This is a genomic window from Pseudomonas sp. HTZ2 (assembly GCF_033173945.1).
Lineage (GTDB): Bacteria > Pseudomonadota > Gammaproteobacteria > Pseudomonadales > Pseudomonadaceae > Aquipseudomonas > Aquipseudomonas guariconensis.
Genome location: NZ_CP137332.1, coordinates 2,851,019 through 2,875,746 on the forward strand (window position 1 = coordinate 2,851,019; position 24,728 = coordinate 2,875,746).

Here is a 24,728-nt window from a genome sequence, read left to right on the forward strand (position 1 = left end):
CACGTCCTTCGTCGGTGCGGGCTGGCCCGGCGATCACGGTCGCGAGGACTGCATGGCCGGTCATGCCATCGTCATCGCAAGGCAGCCTGCGCCTACAAAGGTGTGTGACTACTCGCTCAGCGGCGTACCACGCCCGGCAGAACGCAGAGCATCTCGAACAGCAGGTTCGCGCCGAGCAGTGAGGTGTTACCGGTGGTGTCGTAGGGCGGCGAGACTTCGACCAGGTCGCAGCCGATCAGGTCCAGGCCGTGGCAGCCACGGATGATCTCCATCGCCTGGATGGTGGTCAGGCCACCGATTTCCGGGGTGCCGGTGCCAGGCGCCCAGGCTGGGTCGATGCCGTCGATGTCGAACGACAGGTACACCGGACCGCCACCGACCTTTTCACGTACTTCGGCCATCAGCGGCTCCAGCGACTTGTGCCAGCACTCTTCGGCCTGCACGACGCGGAAACCTTGGCGACGGCTCCAGTTGAAGTCATCGGCGGTATAGCCCTGGGCGCGCAGGCCGATCTGCACTACGCGGTCGCAGTCGAGCAGGCCTTCTTCCACGGCGCGGCGGAAGGTGGTGCCGTGGGCGATCTTCTCACCGAACATATGATCGTTGACGTCGGCGTGGGCGTCGATATGCACCAGGCCGATCTTGCCGTGCTTTTTGTGCAGCGCACGCAGGATCGGCAGCGTGATGGTGTGGTCGCCACCGAGGGTCAGGGGGATGATGTTGTGCTCGAGGATCTCGTCGTAGGCCTCTTCGATGATGCGCACGGCGTCGAGCAGGTTGAAGGTGTTGATCGCCACGTCACCGATGTCGGCGACCGACAGCGAATCGAACGGAGCGGCTCCGGTCGCCATGTTGTACGGACGAATCATCACCGACTCGGCGCGGATCTGACGCGGACCGAAACGAGTGCCCGAGCGCAGCGAAGTGCCGATGTCCAGCGGTACGCCAATGAACGCGGCGTCCAGGCCTTCGGCGCTTTGCAGGTGGGGGAGACGGAGCATGGTGGCGATGCCGCCGAAACGCGGCATTTCGTTGCCGCCCAGTGGTTGGTGGAGAATCTTTTCCACGGTGGGCCTCATCAGTCGGTCGATTGTTTTGTTTGTTCGAACCTGTGCCGCAGCGTGCCAGGCAGGCAAGGAGACGCCGGCGGGCAGGGACATTGGGAGCCAGTCTGCGCAAGGTAGTGGGCAGGAGGAATCGCTACAGACAAATACTTACTTCAGGATTTTCTAAACTATCCGTTCACAGCGGGTTAGACTCTGGTGATTTCCACCCTGCGGAACCGTTGCACCATGGCTTCTTCACTGCCCGACCTGAAACTGCTGCGTATCTTCGTCAGCGTGGTACGCCACCAGGGCTTCGCCAATGCCCAGCGCGAACTGAACCTCTCTACATCGGCCATCAGCACTTACATGAGCCAGTTGGAAAGCGCCTTGGGCATCGTCCTGTGTCACCGTGGCCGTGGCGGTTTCAGCCTGACCAGCAAAGGCGAGCTATTCCACCAGGAGACCTTGCGCCTGCTGGCCGAACTCGATGGCTTCGAGCAATACGCCGCGGCGCTCAAGGGCGAGCTGCGCGGTACCCTCAATCTCGGGGTGATCGACTCCACCGTGGGCGACCGCGCCCTGCCGCTGGCCGAGGCCATCGGGGCCTATAGCCAGGAGCATCCGGCGGTGCATCTGCACCTGTCGGTCTCCAGCCCCTATGAGTTGCAACTGGGGGTACAGGACAACCGCCTGGACCTGGCCATCGGCGCCTTCTCTTCGCGCATGAGCGGTCTGGTGTATCAGCCGTTGTACCGCGAGCAGCACTGGCTGTACTGCAGCAGCCGGCACCCGTTGTTCGGCGAGCGGCGGGTGCCGGAAGAAGTGATCACCCAACAACGCATGGTGGGGCGGGGCTACTGGAGCCAAGCGGAGCTGGCGCGCCACGGTTTCAAGCACAGCGCGGCGACGGTTGAGAGCATGGAGGCCCAGTTGATTCTCATCCTCTCCGGCGCCTATATCGGTTATCTGCCCGAACACTATGCCCAGGCCTGGGTCGACAAGGGAGACCTGCGCGTCCTGTCGCCTGCCACCTTTGGCTATCAGGCGCCGTTTTCGTTGATCATCCGCCGTGGGCGTAGCCGCGAGCCCTTGATCCAGACCTTCCGTGACCTGCTCAAGTCGCAACTGAATGTCAGTTAAAAAACGTCGCTTTTAGAACATTGCGTCAGGCTGTGTAAATTTCCTGGGAGGCATGCGACTGGAGTGATGGCGTTCTGCTAAATATCTATTTGCTTTGATGAAATTTCCCATCATCTAACAAAGCAAGGACTGCCCAGATGCGCATGAATTTGCCCGTCACAGAGCAAGAAAGAACCTTCCCGTCCGACCAGCGGCTCATTTCCACCACCGACCTGAACAGCCGCATTACCTATTGCAATGACGCGTTCGTGGCCATCAGCGGTTTTACCTACGACGAACTGGTGGGGCAGCCGCACAACCTGGTGCGGCACCCCGACATGCCACCGTCGGTGTTTGGCCACATGTGGGAAACCATCAAGCAGGGCAAACCTTGGATGGGGGTGGTCAAGAACCGCGCCAAGAACGGTGATTTCTATTGGGTCAGCGCCTACGTCACGGCCATCTATGAAAATGGCCGGATCAGCGGCTACGAGTCGGTACGTTCGGTCCCGACCCGTGACCAGATTCGCCGTGCCGAGGCGCTTTATGCGCGTTTGCGTGGCGGACGTTCGGCAGTGCCTTGGGCCGCACGCCTCGGGTCCGGGCTGCAACATGGCTTGCCGCTGATTGGCGCAGGTCTCGCGTCGGCCGCCGCTTATCTCTGGTTACCGCAGTACGCGGCGCTGGGCGTGCTGATGGCCAGCATGCTGGGGGCCTGGTACTGGATCGAACACCGGCAGAACCAAGCCATTCGCCGGACCTTGGCCGAGCACCCCAAAGCGTTCACCAGCCCGTTGGTGGCCCTGACCTACAGCGACAACCCTGGTCTGCAAGGGCAGTTGGACTTGGCCATCATCAGTGAAGAGGCTCGCCTGCAAACAGCCCTGACCCGTCTGGTGGATGCCGGCGTCGGGGTCAAGTCGCGGGCGGCGGAGTCGGCCGGTTTGTCCGATGCCCAGGCGCAGATGCTCGACCGCCAGCGCAGCGAGACCGACCAGTCGGCCACCGCCATCGCCCAGATGGCCGCAACCATCCAGCAAGTTACCCACAACGTGCAAAGCACCGCTCACGCCGCCAGCGATGCCGATCATCTGGCCCAGCAAGGCAGTGAGCTGGCGCAACAGAGCCTGAAGGCCATGGGCAGCATGAGCGATGCGGTCAACGACATCGGGCAGGCGGTCAATGCGCTGGCCGAACAGACCCAGTCGATCGGCAGCGTGGTGGATGTGATCACTTCCATTGCCGAGCAGACCAACCTGCTGGCGCTCAACGCAGCGATCGAGGCCGCGCGGGCGGGCGAGCAGGGGCGTGGGTTCGCGGTGGTGGCCGATGAAGTACGTTCCCTGGCCCAGCGCACCCGTGCTTCCACCGACGAAATCCATCACATCATCGCCTCGCTGCGTTCGGGCGCCGAGCGGGCGGTCACCACCGCCAACCGCGGCGAGCAGATTTCCCGAGACAGCGTGCACAGCGTCGAAGCGGTCCAGGAGGCGTTGTCCGGTATCGTCCAGGCGGTCAGCCGTATCACTGGCATGAGCCAGCAGATGGCAACGGCCTCGGAGCAGCAGAGCCATGTCGCCGAGGACATCAATCAGCAGATCGTGCGGATCGCCCACTTGTGCGACGAGAGCGCCGGGCAGGCCAAGCAGGGCGCGCAGATCAGCCAGGACCTCGAACGCATGGCCGAGTACCTGCACAGCCTGGCCGAACGATTCAATCGCTGAAAATTCACTTCTCCCACAGGGATGTGGGGCTTTTCCGAGCGGCTGTGGCACACTGCGCCGGGTAAGGAGAAGCCGATGTCCAGACCCCGCTGCGAACGCTGCCAGCGTCCGCTCGATCACTGCCTTTGCCCATTGATTCCCAGCCTCGACAGCAGGACCCGCGTGGTCCTGCTGCAGCATCCCAGCGAAGTGTCCCATGCTTTGAACACCGCACGCCTGGCCGCGCTTGGCCTGGTGAACGCCGAACTGCGGGTAGGCGAGGTATTCGATGACCTGCCGGCGCTGCTCGCCACACCCGGGTACCGGCCGGTGCTGTTGTTCCCAGGGGAGCAGGCGCAGGTGTTGTCGGCTTACGAAATCGCAGACGATACGCCGCTGTTGTTGATCGTGCCCGATGGCACTTGGCGCAAGGCACGCAAGCTGCTGTATCTCAATCCGCTGCTCGACGCGTTGCCACGGGTGACCCTGGGTCAGGTACCGCCCTCACGCTACCGGTTGCGCAAGGCGCCGGAGGCGGGCGCCTTGTCGACCATCGAGGCCGTGGTCGAAGCCTTGAATGCCCTGGAGGGGGCAGGGCGTTTCGATGCGCTGTGCCGGCCTTTCGATGCCTTGATCGAAGGGCAAATCAAGGCGATGGGGCGGGAGACGTTCGAGCGCAATCACGGCTAGGCGGCGATCAGATCTGTTCCAGCAACCACCCCCGGAACGCCCGCAGCGAGGGCAGCGCCTCGTTGCGCGGTGGATAGATCAGGTAATAGCTGCGCTGGCTGGCGAAGGCGCCCCCGGCGCTGACCAGCTCACCGCTGGCCAATTCTTCTTCCACTAGGATCCGCGGTACCAGGCCGATGCCGATTCCCGCCCGTACGGCCTGGATCAGATGCGATGTCAGCTCGAAGCTTGGCCCCAGGCGCATGCTGCGATGGGGCAGGCCGTGGTGGGAGAACCACTCGCCCCACGCATGCGGGTTGTTGGCGACGTTGAGCAGCACTTGTTCGCTGATGCGCGCAGGGTCCCAGCCTTGGACATCGTCCGCAGCCGTTGGTGGCAGGATGACGACCAGCTCTTCGGCATGCAGCCGATGGCAAATCAGTCCCGGCAGGTCATGGGTGGCGACACCGATGGCGGCGTCGATTTCGCTGGTGTCGAAGTTGATCGCTTCGATCCGTGAATGGATGTGCACCAGCATCCCGGGGTGCGCGGTATAGAACGCATGCAGGCGTGGCAGCAGCCATTTGGAGCCGAAGGTCGGCAAGGTGGCCAGGCGCAAGGTACCGACGCCCGACTGGTAAGCCAGGGCCTGCAAGGTGGCGCTGCGGATGCGCCCCAGGGCTTCGCTGAGCTCGCGCTGATACAGGCGGCCTACGTCGGTCAGCTGGACCTGGCGCCCTTCACGGCGAAACAGCGTCAAACCCAGCTGCTGCTCCAGCGCCTGCACCTGTCGGCTGACCGCGCTCTGGGTCAGGGACAGTTCGGCAGCAGCGCGGGTGTAGCTCTCATGTCGGGCGGCGGCCTCGAAGGCCAGCAGTAACGACATCGATGGGGTCAGGTGGCGGTAATTCATTCGCAAAACTCATCGATAGCGGCAGGAATATCCGTTTGCCCTTGGCTGGAAACTACAGGAACATTGGCGCATTCGTCATCCCTGCGCAGTCCATCCATGCCGGAGTGACAGTATTTCCGTGAATTTGCCTATATAGAGGCCATCCTTCGATGATCGCCCAGCTGTCGACCCGTGCGCCCGCCGCCCACTACCCAGAATTCCTCGAAGCGCTGCGCAACAGCGGCTTCCGTGGCCAGATCAGCGCCGACTACGGCACCCGTACCGTGCTTGCCACGGACAACTCCATCTACCAGCGCCTGCCCCAGGCGGCGGTGTTCCCGATGGACGCCGACGATGTCGCCCGGGTTGCCACATTGATGGCCGAGCCACGGTTCCGCCAGATCAAGCTGACCCCGCGTGGTGGCGGCACCGGCACCAACGGCCAGTCGCTCACCGACGGTATCGTTGTAGACCTGTCGCGGCACATGAACAAGATCCTTGAGATCAACGTCGAGGAGCGTTGGGTCCGGGTCCAGGCCGGCACCGTCAAGGACCAGCTCAACGCTGCGCTCAAACCCCATGGGCTGTTCTTCGCCCCGGAGCTGTCCACCTCCAACCGTGCCACCGTCGGTGGCATGATCAACACCGACGCCAGCGGCCAAGGCAGCTGCACCTACGGCAAGACCCGCGACCACGTGCTCGAACTGCACAGCATCCTGCTCGGCGGTGAGCGTCTGCACAGCCTGCCGATTGACGATGCCACGCTGGAGCAGGCCTGCGCTGCGCCCGGCCGGGTCGGTGAGGTGTACCGCATGGCCCGGGAGATCCAGCAAACCCAGGGCGAGCTGATCGAGAGCACTTTCCCCAAGCTAAACCGCTGCCTGACCGGATACGACCTGGCGCACCTGCGCGACGAACAGGGCCGTTTCAACCTCAACAGCGTGCTGTGCGGCGCTGAGGGCTCGCTGGGCTATGTGGTCGAGGCCAAGCTCAACGTGCTGCCGATTCCGAAGTACGCTGTGCTGGTGAACGTGCGCTATACCAGCTTCATGGATGCCCTGCGCGATGCCAACGCGCTGATGGCGCACAAGCCATTGTCGATCGAGACCGTCGATTCCAAGGTGCTGATGCTGGCGATGCAGGACATCGTCTGGCACAGCGTCGCTGAATACTTTCCGGCCGACCCCGAGCGTCCGACCCTGGGCATCAACCTGGTCGAGTTCTGCGGTGACGAGCCGGCCGAGGTCAACGCTCGGGTCGAGGCATTCATCGCTCACTTGAAAGCCGATACCAGCGTCGAGCGCCTGGGCCACACCTTGGCCGAAGGCGCCGAGGCGGTGACCAAGGTCTATACCATGCGCAAGCGCTCGGTGGGCTTGCTGGGCAATGTCGAGGGCGAGGTTCGCCCGCAGCCGTTCGTCGAAGACACTGCGGTACCGCCGGAGCGACTGGCCGATTACATCGCTGATTTCCGTGCATTGCTCGACAGCCATGGCCTGGCCTACGGCATGTTCGGTCACGTCGATGCCGGTGTGCTGCACGTGCGCCCAGCCCTGGACATGAAGGATCCGGCCCAGGCTGCGCTGGTCAAGCCGATCTCCGATGCCGTCGCCGCATTGACCCAACGCTATGGCGGCCTGTTGTGGGGCGAGCACGGCAAGGGCCTGCGCTCGGAATACGTGCCGGAATACTTCGGCGAGCTGTACCCGGCGCTACAACGCCTCAAGGGCGCTTTCGACCCGCATAACCAGCTCAACCCGGGCAAGATCTGCACCCCGCCGGACAGCAGCGAAGGCCTGACCCCGGTCGATGGCGTGACCCTGCGCGGCGACCTGGACCGCACCATCGACGAGCGTGTCTGGCAGAGCTTTGGCAGCGCGGTGCACTGTAACGGTAACGGCGCCTGCTACAACTACGACCCCAACGACGCCATGTGCCCCTCCTGGAAAGCCACCCGCGAGCGTCAGCATTCGCCCAAGGGCCGCGCTTCGCTGATTCGCGAATGGTTGCGCTTGCAGGGCGAGGCGGATATCGATGTGCTCGCTGCCGCACGTGGCAAGGTGTCCTGGCTCAAGGGTTTGCCGGCACGCCTGCGCAATGCCCGCGCCCGTCAGCAGGGGCAGGAGGATTTCTCCCACGAGGTCTATGACGCCATGGCCGGCTGCCTGGCCTGTAAATCCTGTGCCGGACAGTGCCCAATCAAAGTCAACGTGCCGGACTTCCGCTCGCGCTTCCTCGAGCTGTACCACGGCCGTTACCAGCGCCCGCTGCGCGACTACCTGATCGGTTCGCTGGAGTTCACCATCCCGTATCTGGCTCACGCGCCTGGCCTGTACAACGCCGTGATGGGCTCCAAATGGGTGAGCAAGCTATTGGCCGATAAGGTCGGCATGGTCGACAGCCCGTTGATCAGCCGCTTCAACTTCCAGTCGACCTTGACCCGCTGCCGCGTCGGTGTGGCGAGTGTGCCGGCTCTGCGCGAGCTGACCCCGGCCCAGCGCGAGCGCGCCATCGTGCTGGTTCAGGATGCCTTTACCCGTTACTTCGAGACGCCATTGCTGGCGGCCTTCATCGAGCTGGCGCATCGTCTGGGCCATCGGGTGTTCCTGGCGCCTTACAGCGCCAATGGCAAGCCGCTGCACGTGCAGGGCTTCTTGGGGGCCTTCGCCAAGGCGGCGATCCGCAATGCCACGCAGCTCAAGGCGCTGGCCGAATGCGGTGTACCGCTGGTAGGCCTGGACCCGGCCATGACCCTGGTGTATCGCCAGGAGTACCAGAAGGTCGATGGCTTGGACGGCTGTCCGAAGGTACTGTTGCCCCAGGAGTGGCTGATGGACGTGCTGCCGGAGCAGGCTGCCGTCGACGCTGGCAGCTTCCGCCTGATGGCCCACTGCACCGAGAAGACCAATGTGCCGGCCAGCACCCGGCAGTGGGAACAGGTGTTCGCGCGTCTGGGCCTGAAACTGGTCACTGAGGCTACCGGTTGCTGCGGCATGTCCGGCACCTATGGCCACGAGGCGCGCAACCAGCAGACCTCGCGGACCATCTTCGAGCAGTCCTGGGCCACCAAGCTGGACAAGGAGGGAGAGCCATTGGCCACGGGGTATTCGTGCCGCAGCCAGGTCAAGCGCATGACCGAGCGTCAGATGCGCCATCCACTGGAAGTGGTGTTGCAGTACGCGCAGCGTTAGTCGTTCTGGCCTCTTCGCAGGTAAACCCGCCCCCACAAGGATCATCGCCAACCCTTGTGGAAGCGGGCTTACCCGCGAAGAAGCGGATCAGGCAGTGCAGGGCTCTCAGGTTTCGTCGGCGTGCTGGCGCGGGCGTCGTGCCTGGCGGTACAGATAGAGACTCAACACCAGCCCGCAAGCCGCCGCGCCGGCGGCGAACAGAAAGATCGAAGCAAAGCCGAAGCCCGACGCCACCGCGCCCACCAAGGGCCCGGTGATGCCCAGCGACAGATCGATGAATAGCGAATAGGCGCCCACCGCAGCCCCGCGGTTGGCAGCTGAGACTTGATTGACCGCCTCTACGCCCAGCGCCGGAAACACCAGCGAAAAACCGAAACCACTGAGGGCGGCGCCCGCCAGGGCCAGCTCCGCGCTGGTCGCCTGCCATAGCATCAACAGGCCAAGGGCTTCGACGGCCAGGCAGGCGATGGCCACGCGGAACCCGCCGATACGATTGATCAAGTGGCCGAACAACAAGCGGGCCCCGATGAAGCAGGCCCCGAACACGCTCAGGCACAGCGCTGCGTTGTTCCAGTCGCGGCTGGCGTAATAGAGCGTGATGAAGGTGGCAATGGTGCCGAAACCGATCGAGCCCAGGGCCAGCCCCGAGCCATGCGGGAATACCTTGCCCAAGACCCGTAGGAACGGTAGCCGCACGCTGGCGACGATCGGCGCGGCACGCTTGGGCCAGGCCAGCAACAGGCCGATGATCCCCAGCAGGATGATGCTCACGCCCATGCTCCACAGCCCCAGGCTTTCCACCATCAGCACTCCAAGCGGCGCACCAACCGCCAGGGCGCCATAGCTGGCGATGCCGTTCCAGGAAATCACCTTGGCGGTGTGCTCGGCACCGACCCGGCCGATGCCCCAGCCGATGGCGCCTGAGCCGACCAGGCTTTCTGCGCTGCCCAGCACCAGGCGTCCAATGAGCAGGCACGCCAGGCTCAGCCAGGGCAGGTGGGGGAAGAAGCTGCTGGCCAGCATCAGCACGCCGCTCAGGCCGCAGCCGAGCAGGCCATACATCACGGCCTTCTTGCTGCCGAGATTGTCGATGATGCGCCCGGCATGGGGGCGGCTGAGCAGGGTGGCCAGGTACTGCACGCTGATCACCAACCCCGCAACAATTGCGCTGAAACCCAGGTCGTTGTGCACATAACTCGGCAGCACGGCCAAGGGAATGCCGATGTTCAGGTAGCCGATAAAGGTGAAAAGGACGATGGAGACGACTTGCAGGGTGACCGCAAGGGGACGCGGTGAGTCGGGCATGGAGGTCTTTGGCGGGTAGAGGGTTCTGGACGGTGTGAAAACGCGATGACGGGCAAGTTCCCGCGAGTCAGCCGTTTTCACACAGTCTGGGGGATGCGCGATTTATTCCTGGTCAGCGCTGGATTGATCGTCGCCATCCTGTTCGACGGCAGGCGTCGGTTCGGTGTGGGCGGCAACGGTTTGCTCTTCGGGGTTCAGGCTTGGGAAGGGAAGATTCGGGATTTCATGCATCTCGTCGTTCCTCGCAAGTGTGAGTGAAAAGACTGCGCCAGGCGCGTGTGTGGCTTCGAAAAGCTGGGGCAGGATACAGGAGTCCGGATGACAGTTTGAGTTTTTTCCGCCCTGCGGCGCGGTTTTGCGGGCGGCTATCGGACAATCGGGGAAGCTTTTTCGCGGGGGTAAGCCCGCTCCGGCAAAGGCCTCGTGCAAGCCTTGGCAGAGCGGTTTACCCGCGAATAGGCACTTACCGGCAGACGTCGGCGATGGCCGCTGCCAGTTGCTCCAGTCGCTGCGCATCGGCCCCGGCGATATTCGCCCGACCTGTGCCGACCATGTACACACTGTGCTTTTCACGCAGCAGGCGGACCTGCTCCGGGTTCAGCCCTGTGTAGGAGAACATCCCGCGTTGCGCGGCGATGTGGGCGAAGCGCTCGGCCAGACCATGGGGGGCCAAGGCCTTGACCAGTCCCTCGCGCAATTCGGCGATGCGCTGGCGCATGGCGTTGACCTCTTCGATCCAGAGCGCCTTGAGGGCCGGATCGCCGAGGATCTGTGCGACCACCGCGGCGCCATGGTCCGGTGGTGTGGACCACAGGTTGCGGGCCAGCAGCGCCAGTTGGCTACGTACATCCAGGAGCTTTTCGGCGTCATGGCTGCAGACCAGCAGTGCGCCGGTCCGGTCGCGGTACAAGCCAAAGTTTTTCGAGCAGCTACTGGTGATCAGCAGTTCAGGCAGTTGCGCAGCGAACAGGCGAACCGCCCAGGCGTCTTCTTCCAGACCATCACCGAAACCTTGGTAGGCAAAGTCGATCAGCGGCAGCAGGTTGCGCTTGCGCACGACTTCGAGCACGGCGCGCCAATCGTCCTGGCTCAGGTCGAAACCGGTGGGGTTGTGGCAGCAGGCGTGCAGCAGCACGACGTCGCCTTCCGGAGCCTGTTCCAAAGCGGCCAGCATGCCGGCGACATCCAGGCGGTTGTCCGCACCCACGTAGGGATAATGGGACACCTTAAGCTTGGCGCCAGCAAAAATGGTCTCGTGGATCGGCCAGGTGGGGTCGCTGAGCCAGATGCCACGCCCCGGCAGGCAATGGGCGATGAACTCCGCCGCCAGGCGCAGGGCGCCGGTGCCGCCAGGGGTCTGGGTGGCGCCGGCACGGTGGCTGTCGAGCAGCGGCGAGGCGCTGCCCAAGACCAGTTCGCTGACCAGGCGGCCGAACTCAGCATCGCCATGGCCGCCCACGTAGCTCTTGGTGGCTTGATGCTCCACCAGGCGCTGTTCGGCCTGCTTGACCGCCGCGGGAATCGGGGTCATGCCCTGGGCGTCCTTGAACACGCCCACGCCCAGGTCGAACTTGGCCGGGTTGGTGTCGCGGGCGTAGGCTTCCATCAGCCCGAGGATCGGGTCGCCTGGGACCCGGCCAATGGCCGCGAAATGCATCACTTGCGCCCTTCGGCGGTCTTGGCGACTTCGTCGGTGCGGGCGCACATGATGAAGTCGTTGCGGTGCAGGCCCTTGATCGAGTGGCTCCACCAGGTAACGGTGACCTTGCCCCACTCGGTCAGCAGACCAGGGTGGTGGCCTTCGGCTTCGGCGATTTCACCGATGGCGTTGGTAAAGGCCAGGGCATGCTTGAAGTTCTTGAACAGGAAGACACGCTCCAGCTCCATGTGGCCGTCACGCACTTCAATGTTCCAGTCCGGGATCTCACGGATCAGTTCGGCCAGTTCTTCGTCGGTGACTTTAGGGGCGTCGGCGCGGCAGGCTTCGCAATGGGCTTGGTTCAAGGCATTCATGGGTGTTTTTCCGATTTGAGTTGTTATCGACAAGGCAGCTCAGGCAGCCGCCTTGGGTGGAAACTTCGGCGCGTGCAGGCCCAGTTTCATGGCCTGGTGGACCATGCCCATGATGTCTTCGTGGGCCAGGTCGAACAAACGCTTGAGGTTAGGCAGGACAAAGTACAGAGGCTGCAGGATATCGATGCGATAGGGCGTACGCATGGCTTCGATCGGATCGAACGCCTGGTGCTCTGGCTCGTCGGACAGGCTGTAGACGGTTTCCTTGGGCGAGGAGAGGATGCCGCCGCCGTAGATCTTGCGACCTTGGGCAGTCTCCATCAGGCCGAACTCGATGGTCATCCAGTACAGGCGGGCCAGGTAGACGCGTTCTTCCTTGGTCGCCGCCAGGCCCAGCTTGCCGTAGGTGTGGGTGAACTCGGCGAACCAGGGGTTGGTCAGCAGCGGGCAATGGCCGAAGATCTCATGGAAGATGTCCGGTTCCTGCAGGTAGTCCAGCTCTTCGGGGGTACGGATGAACGTGGCCACCGGGAAGCGTTTGCTGGCCAGCAGCTCGAAGAAGGTCTGGAAAGGGATCAACGCAGGGACGCGGGCGACTTGCCAGCCGGTGGTGGCGCCCAGGACCTTGTTGATTTCGCCCAGTTGCGGGATGCGGTCGTAGGGCAGCTTGAGCTGCTCGATGCCGTCGAGGTATTCCTGGCAGGCGCGGCCTTCGATCACTTTCATCTGTCGGGTGATCAGGGTGTTCCACACCGCGTGTTCCTGTTGCGGGTAGTCGATAAAACCATGCGCATCGGGCTCGCGTGCCACGTATTGCGTCTGTTTCATGTGGCTCTCCTGGTGAGGGCTTTCTTGTTATGTGCAGGACATGCCTTAAGGAATATCCCCTTGCCTGAGCCTTTGCACGGGGTGTGGCGCGTGGGTGGGCCGAATCGCTACGTAGTTTCTGTAACGTTAATTTTACAAAAAGGCCGGGATGCCGGAAAATCACAGGCGTCGAGCTGGCCTTAGCTGGGTTTTTGTCAGCTTATCTTTACGACTTTTCCACGCGTCGCTGAAATTTCTGCGCGCCTCGGGGCTTTTCCATGCGTATCAAAGTGCATTGTCAGAACCGCATCGGCATCCTGCGGGACATCCTCAACCTGTTGGTGGAATACGGCATCAACGTGTTGCGTGGGGAGGTTGGCGGCGATCACGGCAATGCCATCTACCTGCACTGCCCGAACCTGATCAACCTGCAGTTCCAGGCGCTGCGGCCCAAGTTCGAGTCGATCGCCGGTGTGTTCGGGGTCAAACGCGTAGGCTTGATGCCCAGCGAACGCCGGCACATGGAACTCAACGCCTTGCTCGGTGCGCTGGATTTCCCGGTATTGTCGGTCGACATGGGCGGCAGCATCGTCGCGGCCAACCGCAGCGCCGCCCAGTTGCTGGGGGTGCGGGTCGACGAAGTGCCGGGGCTTCCGCTGGCGCGCTATGTCGAGGACTTTGACCTGCCGGAACTGGTACGGGCCAACAAGTCGCGGATCAACGGCTTGCGCGTCAAGGTCAAGGGCGATGTGTTTCTTGCCGATATCGCGCCGCTGCAATCGGAGCACGACGACAGCGAGGCGCTGGCGGGTGCGGTGCTGACGCTACACCGGGCAGATCGTATCGGTGAGCGTATCTACAACGTGCGCAAGCAGGAGCTGCGCGGCTTCGACAGTATTTTCCAGAGCTCTCGGGTGATGGCTGCGGTGGTACGCGAGGCGCGGCGCATGGCGCCTCTGGATGCACCGCTGCTGATCGAAGGCGAAACGGGTACCGGCAAGGAGCTGTTGGCGCGTGCCTGTCACCTGGCCAGCCCACGCGGCCAGGCGCCGCTGATGGCACTCAACTGCGCGGGCCTTCCGGAATCGATGGCTGAGACTGAGCTGTTCGGCTATGGCCCGGGGGCTTTTGAAGGCGCCCGGGCCGAAGGCAAGCTGGGCCTGCTGGAGCTGACCGCCGGTGGCACGTTGTTCCTCGACGGTGTGGGAGAGATGAGCCCGCGCCTGCAGGTCAAGCTGCTGCGGTTCCTGCAGGATGGCTGCTTCCGCCGGGTGGGCAGTGACGAGGAGGTGTATCTCGATGTGCGGGTCATTTGCGCCACCCAGGTCGATCTCTCCGAGTTGTGCGCCCGGGGCGAGTTCCGCCAGGACCTGTATCACCGCCTCAATGTGTTGTCGCTGCATATCCCGCCGCTGCGCGAGTGCATGGACGGGCTGGACGGGCTGGTGCAGCATTTTCTCGACCAGGCCAGTCGGCAGATTGGTTGCCCGATGCCGCGTCTGGCGCCAGCGGCGATGGACAAGCTCAGCCAGTACCACTGGCCAGGCAATGTGCGCCAGTTGGAGAACGTGCTGTTCCAGGCGGTGTCGTTGTGCGAGGGCGGGGTAGTGAAGGGCGAGCATATTCGCCTGCCGGACTATGGGGCGCGGCAACCATTGGGTGAGTTTTCGCTGGAAGGGGATCTTGCGCAAATTGTCGGACGATTTGAAAAGGCCGTGCTGGAATCCTTGATGACGGAATATTCCAGTAGTCGAGCGCTGGGCAAACGTCTGGGTGTTTCACATACGACAATAGCCAATAAGTTGCGCGATTACTCGCTCAACAAATCGGCGGAATGAAGTAAGAGATATGAATTACTCGGATATTGAGTAAACACAACTTTTGGCGCTGCGCCTCGGGATGTTCGAGGCGCAGCGGGCGTTACTGCCAATGTCAGCCGTTGGAGCAGCCGTTGCCCATCACGCGGTATTCGAGGATGTGCTTCTGGCCCTGGGAATCCTCATACGTCATGCGGGCTGGAACCACTTCACAGACGTTCGGGACTTCGCTCATGGAGAGCACCCGGGCGATGTCCAGATGCTGCGAGTAACTGTACTGCTCAACCGGAATCTGCTCGACATCCTTTGCAACTTCGTCGGCCATCGCCGCGCTGCAAAGACCGCCAAGTACCAATGCCAGTAACGCTTTCATTTTCAATTTACCTATTTTAGGTCGTGAGGGGGCACGCGGCGCTTTTGGCGCCGCGAGTACAGCCAGGTCTTAACTATCGGATCAAGAGAGGGATCAACTTGCCTTCGTGGGGGCTGTTACTTGAGTTAATCGCCTTGCCGTTGTTGGCGAGATGAATTTTATGGCGGGGCAGTGCACTGAAACAGATGGACTTTTGATAAAGTTTTTTTGCCTTTTGACAGAATCTGTAACAATCCCCAGGATCGGCTCCTCGTTTTTTTTCTTCACCGCCCTGTGAGTGCTGGGTTAGAGCGGTTGTGTAAGTTTTTGTAGGGAATTCAGCGTTTCGCTACTACCAACGTCGAATGGCTTTTCGCGCTCTGGTACAGTTACAAACGATTCCATACAAAAACAACTATTACACCGAGGTAAAACAGATGAGTGCGGCTCCCCTGTATCCCGTTCGTCCCGAGGTTGCGGCCAATACCCTGACCGACGAGGCCACCTACAAGGCCATGTACCAGCAGTCGGTGATCAACCCGGACGGCTTCTGGCGCGAGCAGGCCCAGCGCCTGGACTGGATCAAGCCCTTCACCAAGGTCAAGCAGACCTCCTTCGACGATCACCATGTCGACATCAAGTGGTTCGCTGATGGCACTCTGAACGTTTCCTACAACTGCCTCGACCGTCATCTGGCCGAGCGTGGCGATCAGGTCGCCATCATTTGGGAAGGCGACGACCCGGCTGACAGCCGTAACATCACCTATCGCGAGTTGCACGAGCAGGTCTGCAAGTTCGCCAACGCCCTGCGTGGCCAGGACGTGCACCGCGGTGACGTGGTGACTATCTATATGCCGATGATCCCTGAGGCCGTGGTGGCCATGCTGGCCTGCGCACGCATCGGCGCGATCCACTCGGTGGTGTTCGGTGGCTTCTCGCCCGAGGCGTTGGCTGGGCGCATCATCGACTGCCGCTCGAAGGTCGTCATCACCGCCGACGAAGGTGTGCGCGGTGGTCGTCGTACCCCGCTCAAGGCCAATGTCGACCTGGCTCTGACCAACCCTGAAACCAGCAGCGTTCAGAAGATCATCGTGTGCAAGCGCACTGGCGGTGACATTGCCTGGCACCAGCACCGTGACATCTGGTACGAGGACTTGATGAAGGTCGCCTCCAGCCACTGCGCCCCGAAGGAAATGGGTGCCGAGGAGCCGCTGTTCATCCTTTATACCTCCGGCTCGACCGGCAAGCCCAAGGGTGTGCTGCACACCACCGGTGGCTACCTGGTGTACGCCGCACTGACCCACGAGCGGGTGTTCGACTACCGTCCGGGCGAAGTCTACTGGTGCACCGCCGACGTGGGTTGGGTCACCGGTCACAGCTATATCGTCTACGGCCCTCTGGCCAACGGCGCGACCACGCTGTTGTTCGAAGGCGTGCCGAACTACCCGGACATCACCCGCGTGTCGAAGATCATCGACAAGCACAAGGTCAACATTCTCTACACCGCACCGACTGCCATTCGCGCCATGATGGCCGAAGGGCAGGCCGCAGTGGCCGGTGCCGACGGCTCCAGCCTGCGCCTGCTGGGTTCGGTGGGCGAGCCGATCAACCCTGAAGCCTGGAACTGGTACTACCAGACTGTGGGCAAGGAGCTTTGCCCGATCGTTGACACTTGGTGGCAAACCGAGACGGGCGGCATCCTGATCAGCCCGCTGCCAGGCGCCACGGGCCTGAAGCCTGGCTCGGCGACCCGTCCGTTCTTCGGCGTAGTGCCGGCGTTGGTGGACAACCTGGGCAATCTGATCGAGGGCGCTGCCGAGGGTAACCTGGTGATCCTCGACTCCTGGCCGGGCCAGTCGCGTTCGTTGTACGGCGACCACGACCGCTTCGTCGATACCTACTTCAAGACCTTCCGCGGCATGTATTTCACCGGTGACGGTGCCCGCCGTGACGAGGATGGCTACTACTGGATCACCGGCCGCGTCGATGACGTGCTCAACGTATCCGGTCACCGCATGGGCACGGCCGAGATCGAAAGCGCCATGGTGGCGCATGCCAAGGTCGCCGAAGCTGCGGTGGTGGGCGTGCCGCACGACATCAAGGGGCAGGGCATCTATGTGTACGTGACGCTCAATGCTGGCGAGCAACCGAGCGAGGCGCTGCGTCTGGAGCTTAAGAACTGGGTGCGCAAGGAGATCGGCCCGATCGCTTCGCCGGACGTGATCCAGTGGGCGCCGGGGCTGCCCAAGACTCGCTCGGGCAAGATCATGCGGCGCATCCTGCGCAAGATCGCCACGGGTGAATACGATGCGTTGGGGGACATCTCGACGCTGGCCGACCCTGGGGTGGTGCAGCATCTGATCGACACCCACAAGTCGATGGCGTTGGCGTCGGCGTGATGGTTGTGGGGCGCTTCGCGCCCCTTTCGCTCGCGTTTTTCGAAACAACGAAACCCCGCTCGGGCAACCGGCGGGGTTTTTGCTTTACTGGAGGGATGTTACCCGACATTCATCGGTAACCTTTCCTGTCACCGGATTCGCACAAAAGCGGGGCGAGTCGAAACAGTTAGATACCTTTGTGGTGCTGCGCGCGGGCTTTTCTTGCAAGCTGGCACGCTGGACTTGCCGGAGTACAAGGCTTTGCCAATAATAGGCCCGCTTATTGCTTGGCTTATAGGTTATTTTTCTTTTGCTCTTGCATATTGCGCGGGAGCTGTCAATATCGCCCGCCGCGGTTCAAGGCGCTTCTGTAAGTAGTTGTCGCTTTGAAGAAATATCGGCCACCGGGCTGTCGTTAAAATGCCACTCACTCGCTTGTGGTCTGCGACCTTGGTCGATACCCCCGCGGCTCGCGTTGTACCCATTCGCATGTCGGGCAGTCGTTACACCTGCCTTGTATTGCCCTGTACCGATGGAGTTACCTGATGAAGAAGCTCGCACTGCTTGGCGCCCTGGCGCTGTCCGTGTTGTCCCTGGTATCGCAGGCCGATGAGAAACCGTTGAAAATCGGTATCGAGGCTGCCTACCCACCCTTCGCCTTCAAGCAACCCGACGGCAGCATCGCCGGTTTCGACTACGACATCGGCAACGCCCTGTGCGAAGAGATGAAAGCCAAGTGCACCTGGGTCGAGCAAGAGTTCGACGGCCTGATCCCGGCGCTGAAAGTGCGCAAGATCGACGCCATTCTCTCGTCCATGTCCATCACCGAAGACCGCAAGAAGTCGGTCGACTTCACCAAGCGCTACTACCTGACCCCGGCTCGCCTGGTCATGAAGGATGGCACTCAGGTCAGCGAAGACCTGCATGAACTCAGCGGCAAGAAGATCGGCGTGCAGCGCGGTTCGATCCATGACCGCTTCGCCAAGGAAGTCCTGGCGCCCAAAGGGGCCACCGTCGTGCCTTACGGCACTCAGAACGAAATCTATCTCGACGTCGCAGCCGGTCGCCTGGACGGCACCGTTGCCGACGCCACCCTGCTCGAGGACGGCTTCCTCAAGACTGACGCCGGCAAGGGCTTTGCCTTCGTCGGTCCATCGTTCACCGACGTGAAGTACTTCGGTGACGGCGTCGGCATCGCCGTGCGCAAGGGCGACAACGCCAATCGTGAGCGCATCAATGCCGCGATCGACGCGATCCGCAAGAACGGTAAGTACAAGGCCATCGAAGCCAAGTACTTCAACTTCGACATCTATGGGCCTGAAGCTCAGTAAGACGTCGGGTTTCACCTGTGCAATGGTGCAAACAGCAGAGGCTCTGAGGTTTGCACCATTTTTCATTCCAAGTCCCGAGGAATCCCAATCATGTTGAAAGGCTACGGGGCAGTCATCCTCGATGGGGCATGGCTGACGCTGCAGCTCGCCCTGTCGTCGATGGCCCTGGCTATCGTGCTTGGCCTGATCGGCGTGGCGCTGCGTTTGTCGCCAGTACGCTGGTTGGCCTGGCTGGGTGATATGTACGCCACGGTGATCCGTGGCATTCCAGACCTGGTGCTGATCCTGCTGATCTTCTATGGCGGTCAGGATCTGATCAACCGCATTGCGCCGCTGGTCGGCTATGAAGACTACATTGACCTCAATCCGTTAGTGGCCGGTGTGGGCACCTTGGGCTTCATTTTCGGTGCGTACCTTTCCGAAACATTCCGCGGTGCCTTCCTGGGTATACCCAAAGGGCAGGCCGAGGCGGGCATGGCCTATGGCATGAGCGGCATGCAGGTTTTCTTCCGCATCATGGTGCCGCAAATGATCCGTCTGGCGATCCCGGGCTTCACCAACAACTGGTTGGTGCTGACCAAGGCCACGGCGCTGATCTCGGTGGTCGGCCTGCAGGACATGATGTTCAAGGCCAAGCAGGCGGCCGACGCCACACGCGAGCCTTTTACCTTCTTCCTGGCAGTAGCGGCACTGTACCTGGTGCTCACCAGCATCTCGCTGCTGGCCCTGAAGTACCTCGAGCGACGCTATTCGGTGGGCGTAAAGGTGGCTGAACTATGATCTTCGACTACAACGTCATCTGGGAGGCCATGCCCCTTTACCTGGGCGGCCTGCTGACCACCTTGAAGCTGCTGGCGCTGTCGCTGTTCTTCGGCTTGCTGACGGCCATTCCCCTGGGCCTGATGCGTGTCTCCAAGCAGCCGCTGGTGAGCCTGGTCGCCTGGCTCTATACCTATGTGATCCGTGGCACGCCGATGCTCGTGCAGCTGTTCCTGATCTACTACGGTCTGGCGCAGTTCGAAGCCGTGCGCGAAAGCTTCCTCTGGCCCTGGCTGTCGAGCGCGACCTTCTGCGCGTGCCTGGCCTTTGCGATCAATACCAGCGCCTACACGGCCGAGATCATCGCCGGCAGTCTGCGGGCCACCCCGCACGGTGAGATCGAAGCGGCCAAGGCCATGGGCATGTCGCGCATGATGATGTACCGCCGCATCCTGCTGCCGTCGGCCTTGCGCCGGGCGCTGCCGCAGTACAGCAACGAGGTGATCATGATGCTGCAGACCACCAGTCTGGCCTCGATCGTCACCCTGATCGACATCACGGGCGCGGCACGTACCGTCAATGCCCAGTACTACCTGCCTTTCGAGGCCTACATCACGGCGGGCGTGTTCTACCTGTGCCTGACCTTCATTCTGGTGCGCCTGTTCAAGATGGCCGAACGCCGCTGGCTCAGCTACCTGGCGCCACGCAAGCACTGATCGCTCTGTGAGAACCGACAGCATGTACAAACTTCAAGTCCAAGACCTGCATAAGCGCTACGGCAGCCACGAAGTGCTCAAGGGCATTTCGCTCGAAGCCAAGGCGGGCGACGTGATCAGCATCATCGGCTCCAGTGGTTCGGGCAAGTCGACCTTCCTGCGCTGCATCAACCTGCTCGAGCAGCCGCACGCCGGGAAGATCCTGCTCAACAATGAAGAGCTCAAGCTGGTCCCCGGCAAGGATGGCGCCCTCAAGGCCGCCGACCCCAAACAGTTGCAGCGCATGCGTTCGCGCCTGTCGATGGTGTTCCAGCACTTCAACCTCTGGTCGCACATGACGGCGCTGGAGAACGTGATCGAGGCTCCTGTGCATGTGCTGGGCGTGAGCCGCAAGCAAGCGCTGGAAAAAGCCGAGCACTACTTGAACAAGGTGGGCGTGGCCCATCGCAAGGATGCCTTCCCCGGGCACATGTCCGGTGGTGAGCAGCAGCGGGTCGCGATCGCCCGGGCCTTGGCCATGGAGCCTGAGGTGATGCTGTTCGACGAGCCGACCTCGGCCCTTGACCCGGAGCTGGTGGGCGATGTGCTCAAGGTCATGCAATCGCTGGCTCAGGAAGGCCGCACCATGGTCGTGGTGACTCACGAAATGGGCTTCGCCCGTGAGGTGTCCAACCAATTGGTGTTCCTGCACAAGGGGTTGGTGGAAGAGCGCGGCAACCCGCGTGAAGTGCTGGTCAATCCGCAGTCGGAGCGACTCAAGCAGTTTCTTTCCGGCAGCCTGAAGTAAAGGCTGCACCTTGCACCAGAATAGGGCATGCTGCGCAGCGAAGCGCAGCCTGACCCGGCGCCACAGACACGAACGATCCCAGGTTTCGGACCACGCCCTATGACCACCCAGCGAATCGGATTTCTCATCTGGCCCAGTACCCGGCCGCTGACCCTGGCGCTGGCCGAGGAAGTGCTGCAGGTCGCCCAGCGGGTGCATCCGGATGTGTCTTACGAGTTGGTGTTTCTCCAGGCTGAAGTAGCGCCCGACGGGGCCTGGCGCTTGCCGGGCGAGCCTTGGAGCGGTCGTCTGGAGGGCTGTCAGAAGCTCTTTCTTCTGGCGGATGAGCCGCCAGTGGCGGTGGGCTCGGCCCTGTCGTCCGCGCTCAAGCAATTGGCGCGCAGCGGTTGCCTGATCGGTGGTCTGTCGGCCGGTGTGTACCCGCTGGCGGCGCTGGGTCTGCTCGATGGTTATCGCGCCGCAGTGCACTGGCGTTGGCAGGATGACTTTGCCGAGCGCTTTCCCAAGGTCATCGCCACCAGTCACCTATTCGACTGGGACCGTGATCGCCTGACCGCATGCGGTGGCATGGCTGTCACCGACCTGCTGCTGGCGGTGCTGGCGCGTGATCACGGCGCCGAGCTTGCCGGAGCGGTGTCTGAGGAGCTGGTGGTCGAGCGCATCCGTGAAGGAGGCGAGCGCCAGCGTATTCCGCTGCAGAATCGGCTCGGCTCCAGCCATCCGAAGCTCACCCAGGCGGTGCTGCTGATGGAGGCCAACATCGAAGAGCCGCTGACCACCGACGAAATCGCCCAGCACGTGTGCGTGTCCCGTCGGCAACTCGAGCGAATCTTCAAGCAGTACCTCAATCGCGTACCCAGCCAGTATTACTTGGAGCTGCGCCTGAACAAGGCGCGGCAGATGCTGATGCAGACCAGCAAGTCGATCATCCAGATCGGGTTGTCGTGCGGGTTTTCCTCCGGGCCGCATTTCTCCAGTGCCTACCGTAACTTCTTTGGGGCCACCCCGCGCGAAGACCGCAATCAGCGGCGCAGCGCCAGCCCGTTCGAGCTCAGTTCGGCGCCTGCCGAAAAGGGCTGAGTCTGATCGTTCGAGTCGGCCTTTTTCGCAGGTGAACCTGCGCCTGCAGGTCCCCGTCGGCGTTGGTGCCCGGCGTGGCCTGTGGGGCGGGCTCACCTGCGAAAAGGCCACCGCTCTTCTTATGTGAACACCCGTTCACCCATCCCTTTCTCTCCCGTACACTGCGCGATTGCGACAGTGTTTGTCGCATTGCCGAAAACCTGCCTGAAACAGGGTTTTGCGCTGTAACAAGTTGTCGCCTGGCAGCAAGGACAGGCGCCGATCAGTCCTTACAATCCCCCCATCGCTCGCCACTTCCAGGCCAGCGTTCCTCTTCAGGAGACTCAGATGTCCGTTGAGCAAGCCCCGGTGCAACGTGCCGATTTCGACCAGGTCATGGTTCCCAACTATTCTCCGGCGGCCTTCATTCCTGTGCGAGGCGAGGGCTCCCGAGTCTGGGACCAGTCGGGTCGCGAACTGATCGACTTCGCCGGTGGTATCGCCGTGAACGCCTTGGGTCATTGCCATCCGGCGCTGGTCAAGGCCCTCACCGAGCAGGCCAATACCCTGTGGCATGTGTCCAACGTCTTCACCAACGAGCCGGCCCTGCGCCTGGCCCACAAGCTGGTGGACGCGACCTTCGCCGAGCGTGCCTTCTTCTGCAACTCTGGCGCCGAGTCCAACGAGGCCGCTTTCAAGCTGGCCCGTCGCGTGGCCCATGACCGCTTCGGCCCGGAGAAGCACGAGATCATCGCCACCGTGAACAGCTTCCACGGTCGCACCCTGTTCACCGTCAGTGTCGGTGGCCAGCCCAAGTACTCCGATGGCTTCGGTCCGAAGATCACCGGTATCAGCCATGTGCCATACAACGACCTCGAAGCGCTGAAAGCCCAGATTTCCGACAAGACCTGCGCTGTGGTGATCGAGCCGATCCAGGGCGAGAGTGGTGTGGTTCCGGCTGACAAGGCCTACCTGGAAGGCGCGCGCAAGCTGTGCGACGAATACAACGCGCTGCTGATCTTCGACGAAGTGCAGACCGGCGTGGGCCGTACCGGCTCGCTGTATGCCTACCAGCACTATGGCGTGACCCCGGATATCCTCACCAGCGCCAAGAGCCTGGGCGGCGGTTTCCCGATTGGCGCCATGCTGACCACCACCGACCTTGCCAAGCACCTGGCCGTCGGCACCCACGGCACCACCTATGGCGGTAACCCGCTGGCCTGCGCCGTGGCCTGCGCCGTGCTCGACGTGGTCAACACGCCTGAGACGCTGGCCGGCATCAAGGCCAAGCACGAGCGCTTCAAGTCTCGCCTGGAGAAGATCGGCCAGCAGTCCGGCCTGTTCACCCAGGTGCGTGGCGTCGGCCTGCTGATCGGTTGCGTGCTCAGCGATGCCTGGAAAGGCAAGGCCAAGGACATCCTCAATGCCGCCGAGAAAGAAGGCGTGATGGTCCTGCAAGCCGGCCCGGACGTGGTGCGCTTCGCCCCGAGCTTGGTGGTGGAAGATGCTGACATCGACGAAGGTCTGGCGCGCTTCGAGCGTGCTGTGGCCAAGCTGACCCAGGGCTGATAGCCCGCGGTCACCTTCGCCGGCCCTGACTGCGGTCGGGGCTGGCGATACCCGAATTTCTGAGCGGGCGCCCGCTTTCCAACGAAGTAGCGCGCCCGTTGTTTTTCCGTGCCGATGCGTCGGCCTGTTTTCCCAAAGGAGTGACACCATGCTGGTGATGCGCCCCGCGCAAATGGCGGATCTGAACGAAGTGCAGCGCATGGCTGCCGACAGCCCCATTGGTGTCACCTCGCTGCCCGACGACGCCGGTCGCCTGGGCGACAAGATCGCCGCCTCGGAAACGTCGTTTGCCGCCGAAGTGAGCTTCAACGGCGAAGAAAGCTACTTCTTTGTCCTTGAGGACAACGAAACCGGCAAGCTCGTCGGTTGCTCGGCGATCGTCGCCTCGGCGGGCTACTCCGAGCCGTTCTACAGTTTTCGTAACGAGACCTTCGTGCACGCCTCGCGCGAGCTGAAGATCCACAACAAGATCCACGTCCTGTCGTTGTGCCACGACCTGACCGGCAACAGCCTGCTGACCAGCTTCTACGTGCTGCCGGAGTTGGTGAACAGCGCCTTCGCCGAACTCAACTCCCGCGGTCGTCTGCTGTTCATGGCTTCGCATCCGGAGCGCTTTGCCGATTCGGTGGTCACCGAGATCGTCGGCTACAGCGACGAGCAGGGGGAGTCGCCGTTCTGGGACGCCATCGGTCGCAACTTCTTCGATCTCAACTACGCCGACGCCGAGCGCCTGTGTGGCCTGAAGAGCCGCACCTTCCTCGCCGAACTGATGCCGCACTACCCGATCTACGTGCCGCTGCTGGCCGATGAGGCCCAGGAGGCCATGGGCCAGGTCCATCCGCGAGCGCAGATCACCTTCGACATCCTCATGCGCGAAGGCTTCGAGACCGAGCACTACATCGACATCTTCGACGGTGGCCCGACATTGCACGCGCGCACTTCGGGCATCCGCTCGATCGCCCAGAGCCGGGTGGTGCCGGTAAAACTCGACGATAGCCCGATCAAGGGCGGGCGCGCCTATCTGGTCTGCAACGGCCAGTTGCAGGATTACCGCGCCGTGCTGCTGGAGCTGGACTGGGTGCCGGGTAAACCGGTCAGCCTCAGCCACGAAGCCGCTGATGCCCTGGGGGTCGGTGAGGGCGGCAGTGTCCGCCTGGTCGCCGTCTAAGCCTGCGCCCGGCCCGCCCGTGTCGGGGCGCCGGTTCAGAGAGATTC

20 protein-coding genes and 2 pseudogenes are annotated in these 24,728 nt (G+C 62.4%); 14 read left to right on the forward strand and 8 right to left on the reverse strand.

Annotation, left to right across the window (positions count from 1 at the left end; translation table 11 throughout):
* Positions 1-116 precede the first annotated feature (116 nt).
* On the reverse strand, positions 117-1,067 hold the full coding sequence (gene speB / locus R6G97_RS13215; protein WP_043209365.1) for an agmatinase: 951 nt from the start codon (positions 1,065-1,067) through the stop codon (positions 117-119).
* A 225-nt stretch (positions 1,068-1,292) separates the two neighbouring features.
* Here speB and R6G97_RS13220 point away from each other — a divergent pair, with 225 nt between their 5' ends.
* From R6G97_RS13220 to R6G97_RS13230, 4 genes and pseudogenes are all read left to right on the forward strand, one after another.
* Positions 1,293-2,186, forward strand: coding sequence for a LysR family transcriptional regulator (locus R6G97_RS13220; protein WP_043209367.1), 894 nt, complete (start codon positions 1,293-1,295; stop codon positions 2,184-2,186).
* A gap of 143 nt (positions 2,187-2,329) precedes the next feature.
* Positions 2,330-2,605, forward strand: a pseudogene (locus R6G97_RS24975) (PAS domain-containing protein); the annotation flags it as partial.
* Between the two features lie 303 nt (positions 2,606-2,908).
* Positions 2,909-3,889 (forward strand): annotated as a pseudogene (locus tag R6G97_RS24980) (methyl-accepting chemotaxis protein); the annotation flags it as partial.
* 75 nt (positions 3,890-3,964) lie between these two features.
* Positions 3,965-4,558 (forward strand): tRNA-uridine aminocarboxypropyltransferase, encoded by a 594-nt coding sequence (locus R6G97_RS13230; protein ID WP_317847082.1) that lies wholly within the window; start codon positions 3,965-3,967, stop codon positions 4,556-4,558.
* Between the two features lie 7 nt (positions 4,559-4,565).
* On the opposite strand, the gene R6G97_RS13235 is transcribed toward R6G97_RS13230, so the two are convergent.
* Positions 4,566-5,450 carry a LysR substrate-binding domain-containing protein gene (locus R6G97_RS13235; RefSeq protein ID WP_043209372.1) on the reverse strand — a complete coding sequence of 295 codons (885 nt, stop codon included), beginning with the start codon at positions 5,448-5,450 and terminating at the stop codon, positions 4,566-4,568.
* Between the two features lie 149 nt (positions 5,451-5,599).
* On the opposite strand from R6G97_RS13235, the gene ydiJ reads away from it, so the two are divergent.
* Positions 5,600-8,620, forward strand: coding sequence for a D-2-hydroxyglutarate dehydrogenase YdiJ (gene ydiJ / locus R6G97_RS13240; RefSeq protein WP_102081350.1), 3,021 nt, complete (start codon positions 5,600-5,602; stop codon positions 8,618-8,620).
* A gap of 105 nt (positions 8,621-8,725) precedes the next feature.
* Here the strand turns inward: ydiJ and R6G97_RS13245 are convergent, their stop codons facing one another.
* From R6G97_RS13245 to phhA, 5 genes are all read right to left on the reverse strand, one after another.
* Positions 8,726-9,925, reverse strand: a complete 1,200-nt coding sequence (locus R6G97_RS13245) for an MFS transporter (RefSeq protein ID WP_317847083.1) — start codon at positions 9,923-9,925, stop codon at positions 8,726-8,728.
* A gap of 102 nt (positions 9,926-10,027) precedes the next feature.
* A complete protein-coding gene (locus tag R6G97_RS13250; protein ID WP_256543836.1) occupies positions 10,028-10,156 on the reverse strand; it encodes a hypothetical protein in 129 nt (42 codons plus the stop codon).
* A gap of 232 nt (positions 10,157-10,388) precedes the next feature.
* Positions 10,389-11,585: an amino acid aminotransferase gene (locus R6G97_RS13255; RefSeq protein WP_167358103.1), complete on the reverse strand. Its 1,197-nt coding sequence runs from the start codon at positions 11,583-11,585 to the stop codon at positions 10,389-10,391.
* Positions 11,582-11,938, reverse strand: coding sequence for a 4a-hydroxytetrahydrobiopterin dehydratase (locus tag R6G97_RS13260; RefSeq protein WP_028691075.1), 357 nt, complete (start codon positions 11,936-11,938; stop codon positions 11,582-11,584). The genes R6G97_RS13255 and R6G97_RS13260 overlap by 4 nt, the downstream gene beginning before the upstream one ends.
* Before the next feature lie 39 nt (positions 11,939-11,977).
* A complete protein-coding gene (phhA, locus tag R6G97_RS13265) occupies positions 11,978-12,766 on the reverse strand; it encodes a phenylalanine 4-monooxygenase (RefSeq protein ID WP_043209381.1) in 789 nt (262 codons plus the stop codon).
* Between the two features lie 257 nt (positions 12,767-13,023).
* Between phhA and R6G97_RS13270 the strand changes: the two genes are divergently transcribed.
* Positions 13,024-14,583 (forward strand): sigma-54-dependent phenylalanine hydroxylase transcriptional regulator PhhR, encoded by a 1,560-nt coding sequence (locus R6G97_RS13270; protein WP_043209382.1) that lies wholly within the window; start codon positions 13,024-13,026, stop codon positions 14,581-14,583.
* A gap of 94 nt (positions 14,584-14,677) precedes the next feature.
* Here the strand turns inward: R6G97_RS13270 and R6G97_RS13275 are convergent, their stop codons facing one another.
* Positions 14,678-14,935: a DUF2790 domain-containing protein gene (locus R6G97_RS13275; protein ID WP_043209383.1), complete on the reverse strand. Its 258-nt coding sequence runs from the start codon at positions 14,933-14,935 to the stop codon at positions 14,678-14,680.
* A gap of 416 nt (positions 14,936-15,351) precedes the next feature.
* Here R6G97_RS13275 and acs point away from each other — a divergent pair, with 416 nt between their 5' ends.
* The 8 genes from acs to aruF all read left to right on the forward strand — a co-directional run bounded on the left by acs (position 15,352) and on the right by aruF (position 24,681).
* On the forward strand, positions 15,352-17,313 hold the full coding sequence (gene acs, locus R6G97_RS13280) for an acetate--CoA ligase (protein WP_317847084.1): 1,962 nt from the start codon (positions 15,352-15,354) through the stop codon (positions 17,311-17,313).
* A gap of 524 nt (positions 17,314-17,837) precedes the next feature.
* Entirely contained in the window at positions 17,838-18,623 is a 786-nt protein-coding gene (locus R6G97_RS13285; RefSeq protein WP_043209388.1) for an ABC transporter substrate-binding protein, read from the forward strand.
* A 90-nt stretch (positions 18,624-18,713) separates the two neighbouring features.
* The gene (locus R6G97_RS13290) at positions 18,714-19,403 is read left to right on the forward strand and encodes an ABC transporter permease (protein WP_043209390.1); all 690 of its coding nucleotides are present in this window, start codon (positions 18,714-18,716) and stop codon (positions 19,401-19,403) included.
* Positions 19,400-20,098, forward strand: coding sequence for an ABC transporter permease (locus R6G97_RS13295; RefSeq protein ID WP_043209392.1), 699 nt, complete (start codon positions 19,400-19,402; stop codon positions 20,096-20,098). Before R6G97_RS13290 ends, R6G97_RS13295 begins: the two co-directional genes overlap by 4 nt.
* A gap of 22 nt (positions 20,099-20,120) precedes the next feature.
* Positions 20,121-20,885 (forward strand): ABC transporter ATP-binding protein, encoded by a 765-nt coding sequence (locus R6G97_RS13300; RefSeq protein WP_043209394.1) that lies wholly within the window; start codon positions 20,121-20,123, stop codon positions 20,883-20,885.
* A gap of 99 nt (positions 20,886-20,984) precedes the next feature.
* Positions 20,985-21,965, forward strand: a complete 981-nt coding sequence (gene argR / locus R6G97_RS13305; protein WP_043209396.1) for a transcriptional regulator ArgR — start codon at positions 20,985-20,987, stop codon at positions 21,963-21,965.
* A gap of 327 nt (positions 21,966-22,292) precedes the next feature.
* Positions 22,293-23,513, forward strand: a complete 1,221-nt coding sequence (locus R6G97_RS13310; protein ID WP_182941534.1) for an aspartate aminotransferase family protein — start codon at positions 22,293-22,295, stop codon at positions 23,511-23,513.
* Positions 23,514-23,661: 148 nt separating this feature from the next.
* The gene (gene aruF / locus R6G97_RS13315; RefSeq protein WP_043209401.1) at positions 23,662-24,681 is read left to right on the forward strand and encodes an arginine/ornithine succinyltransferase subunit alpha; all 1,020 of its coding nucleotides are present in this window, start codon (positions 23,662-23,664) and stop codon (positions 24,679-24,681) included.
* The last annotated feature ends 47 nt before the right edge of the window (positions 24,682-24,728 follow it).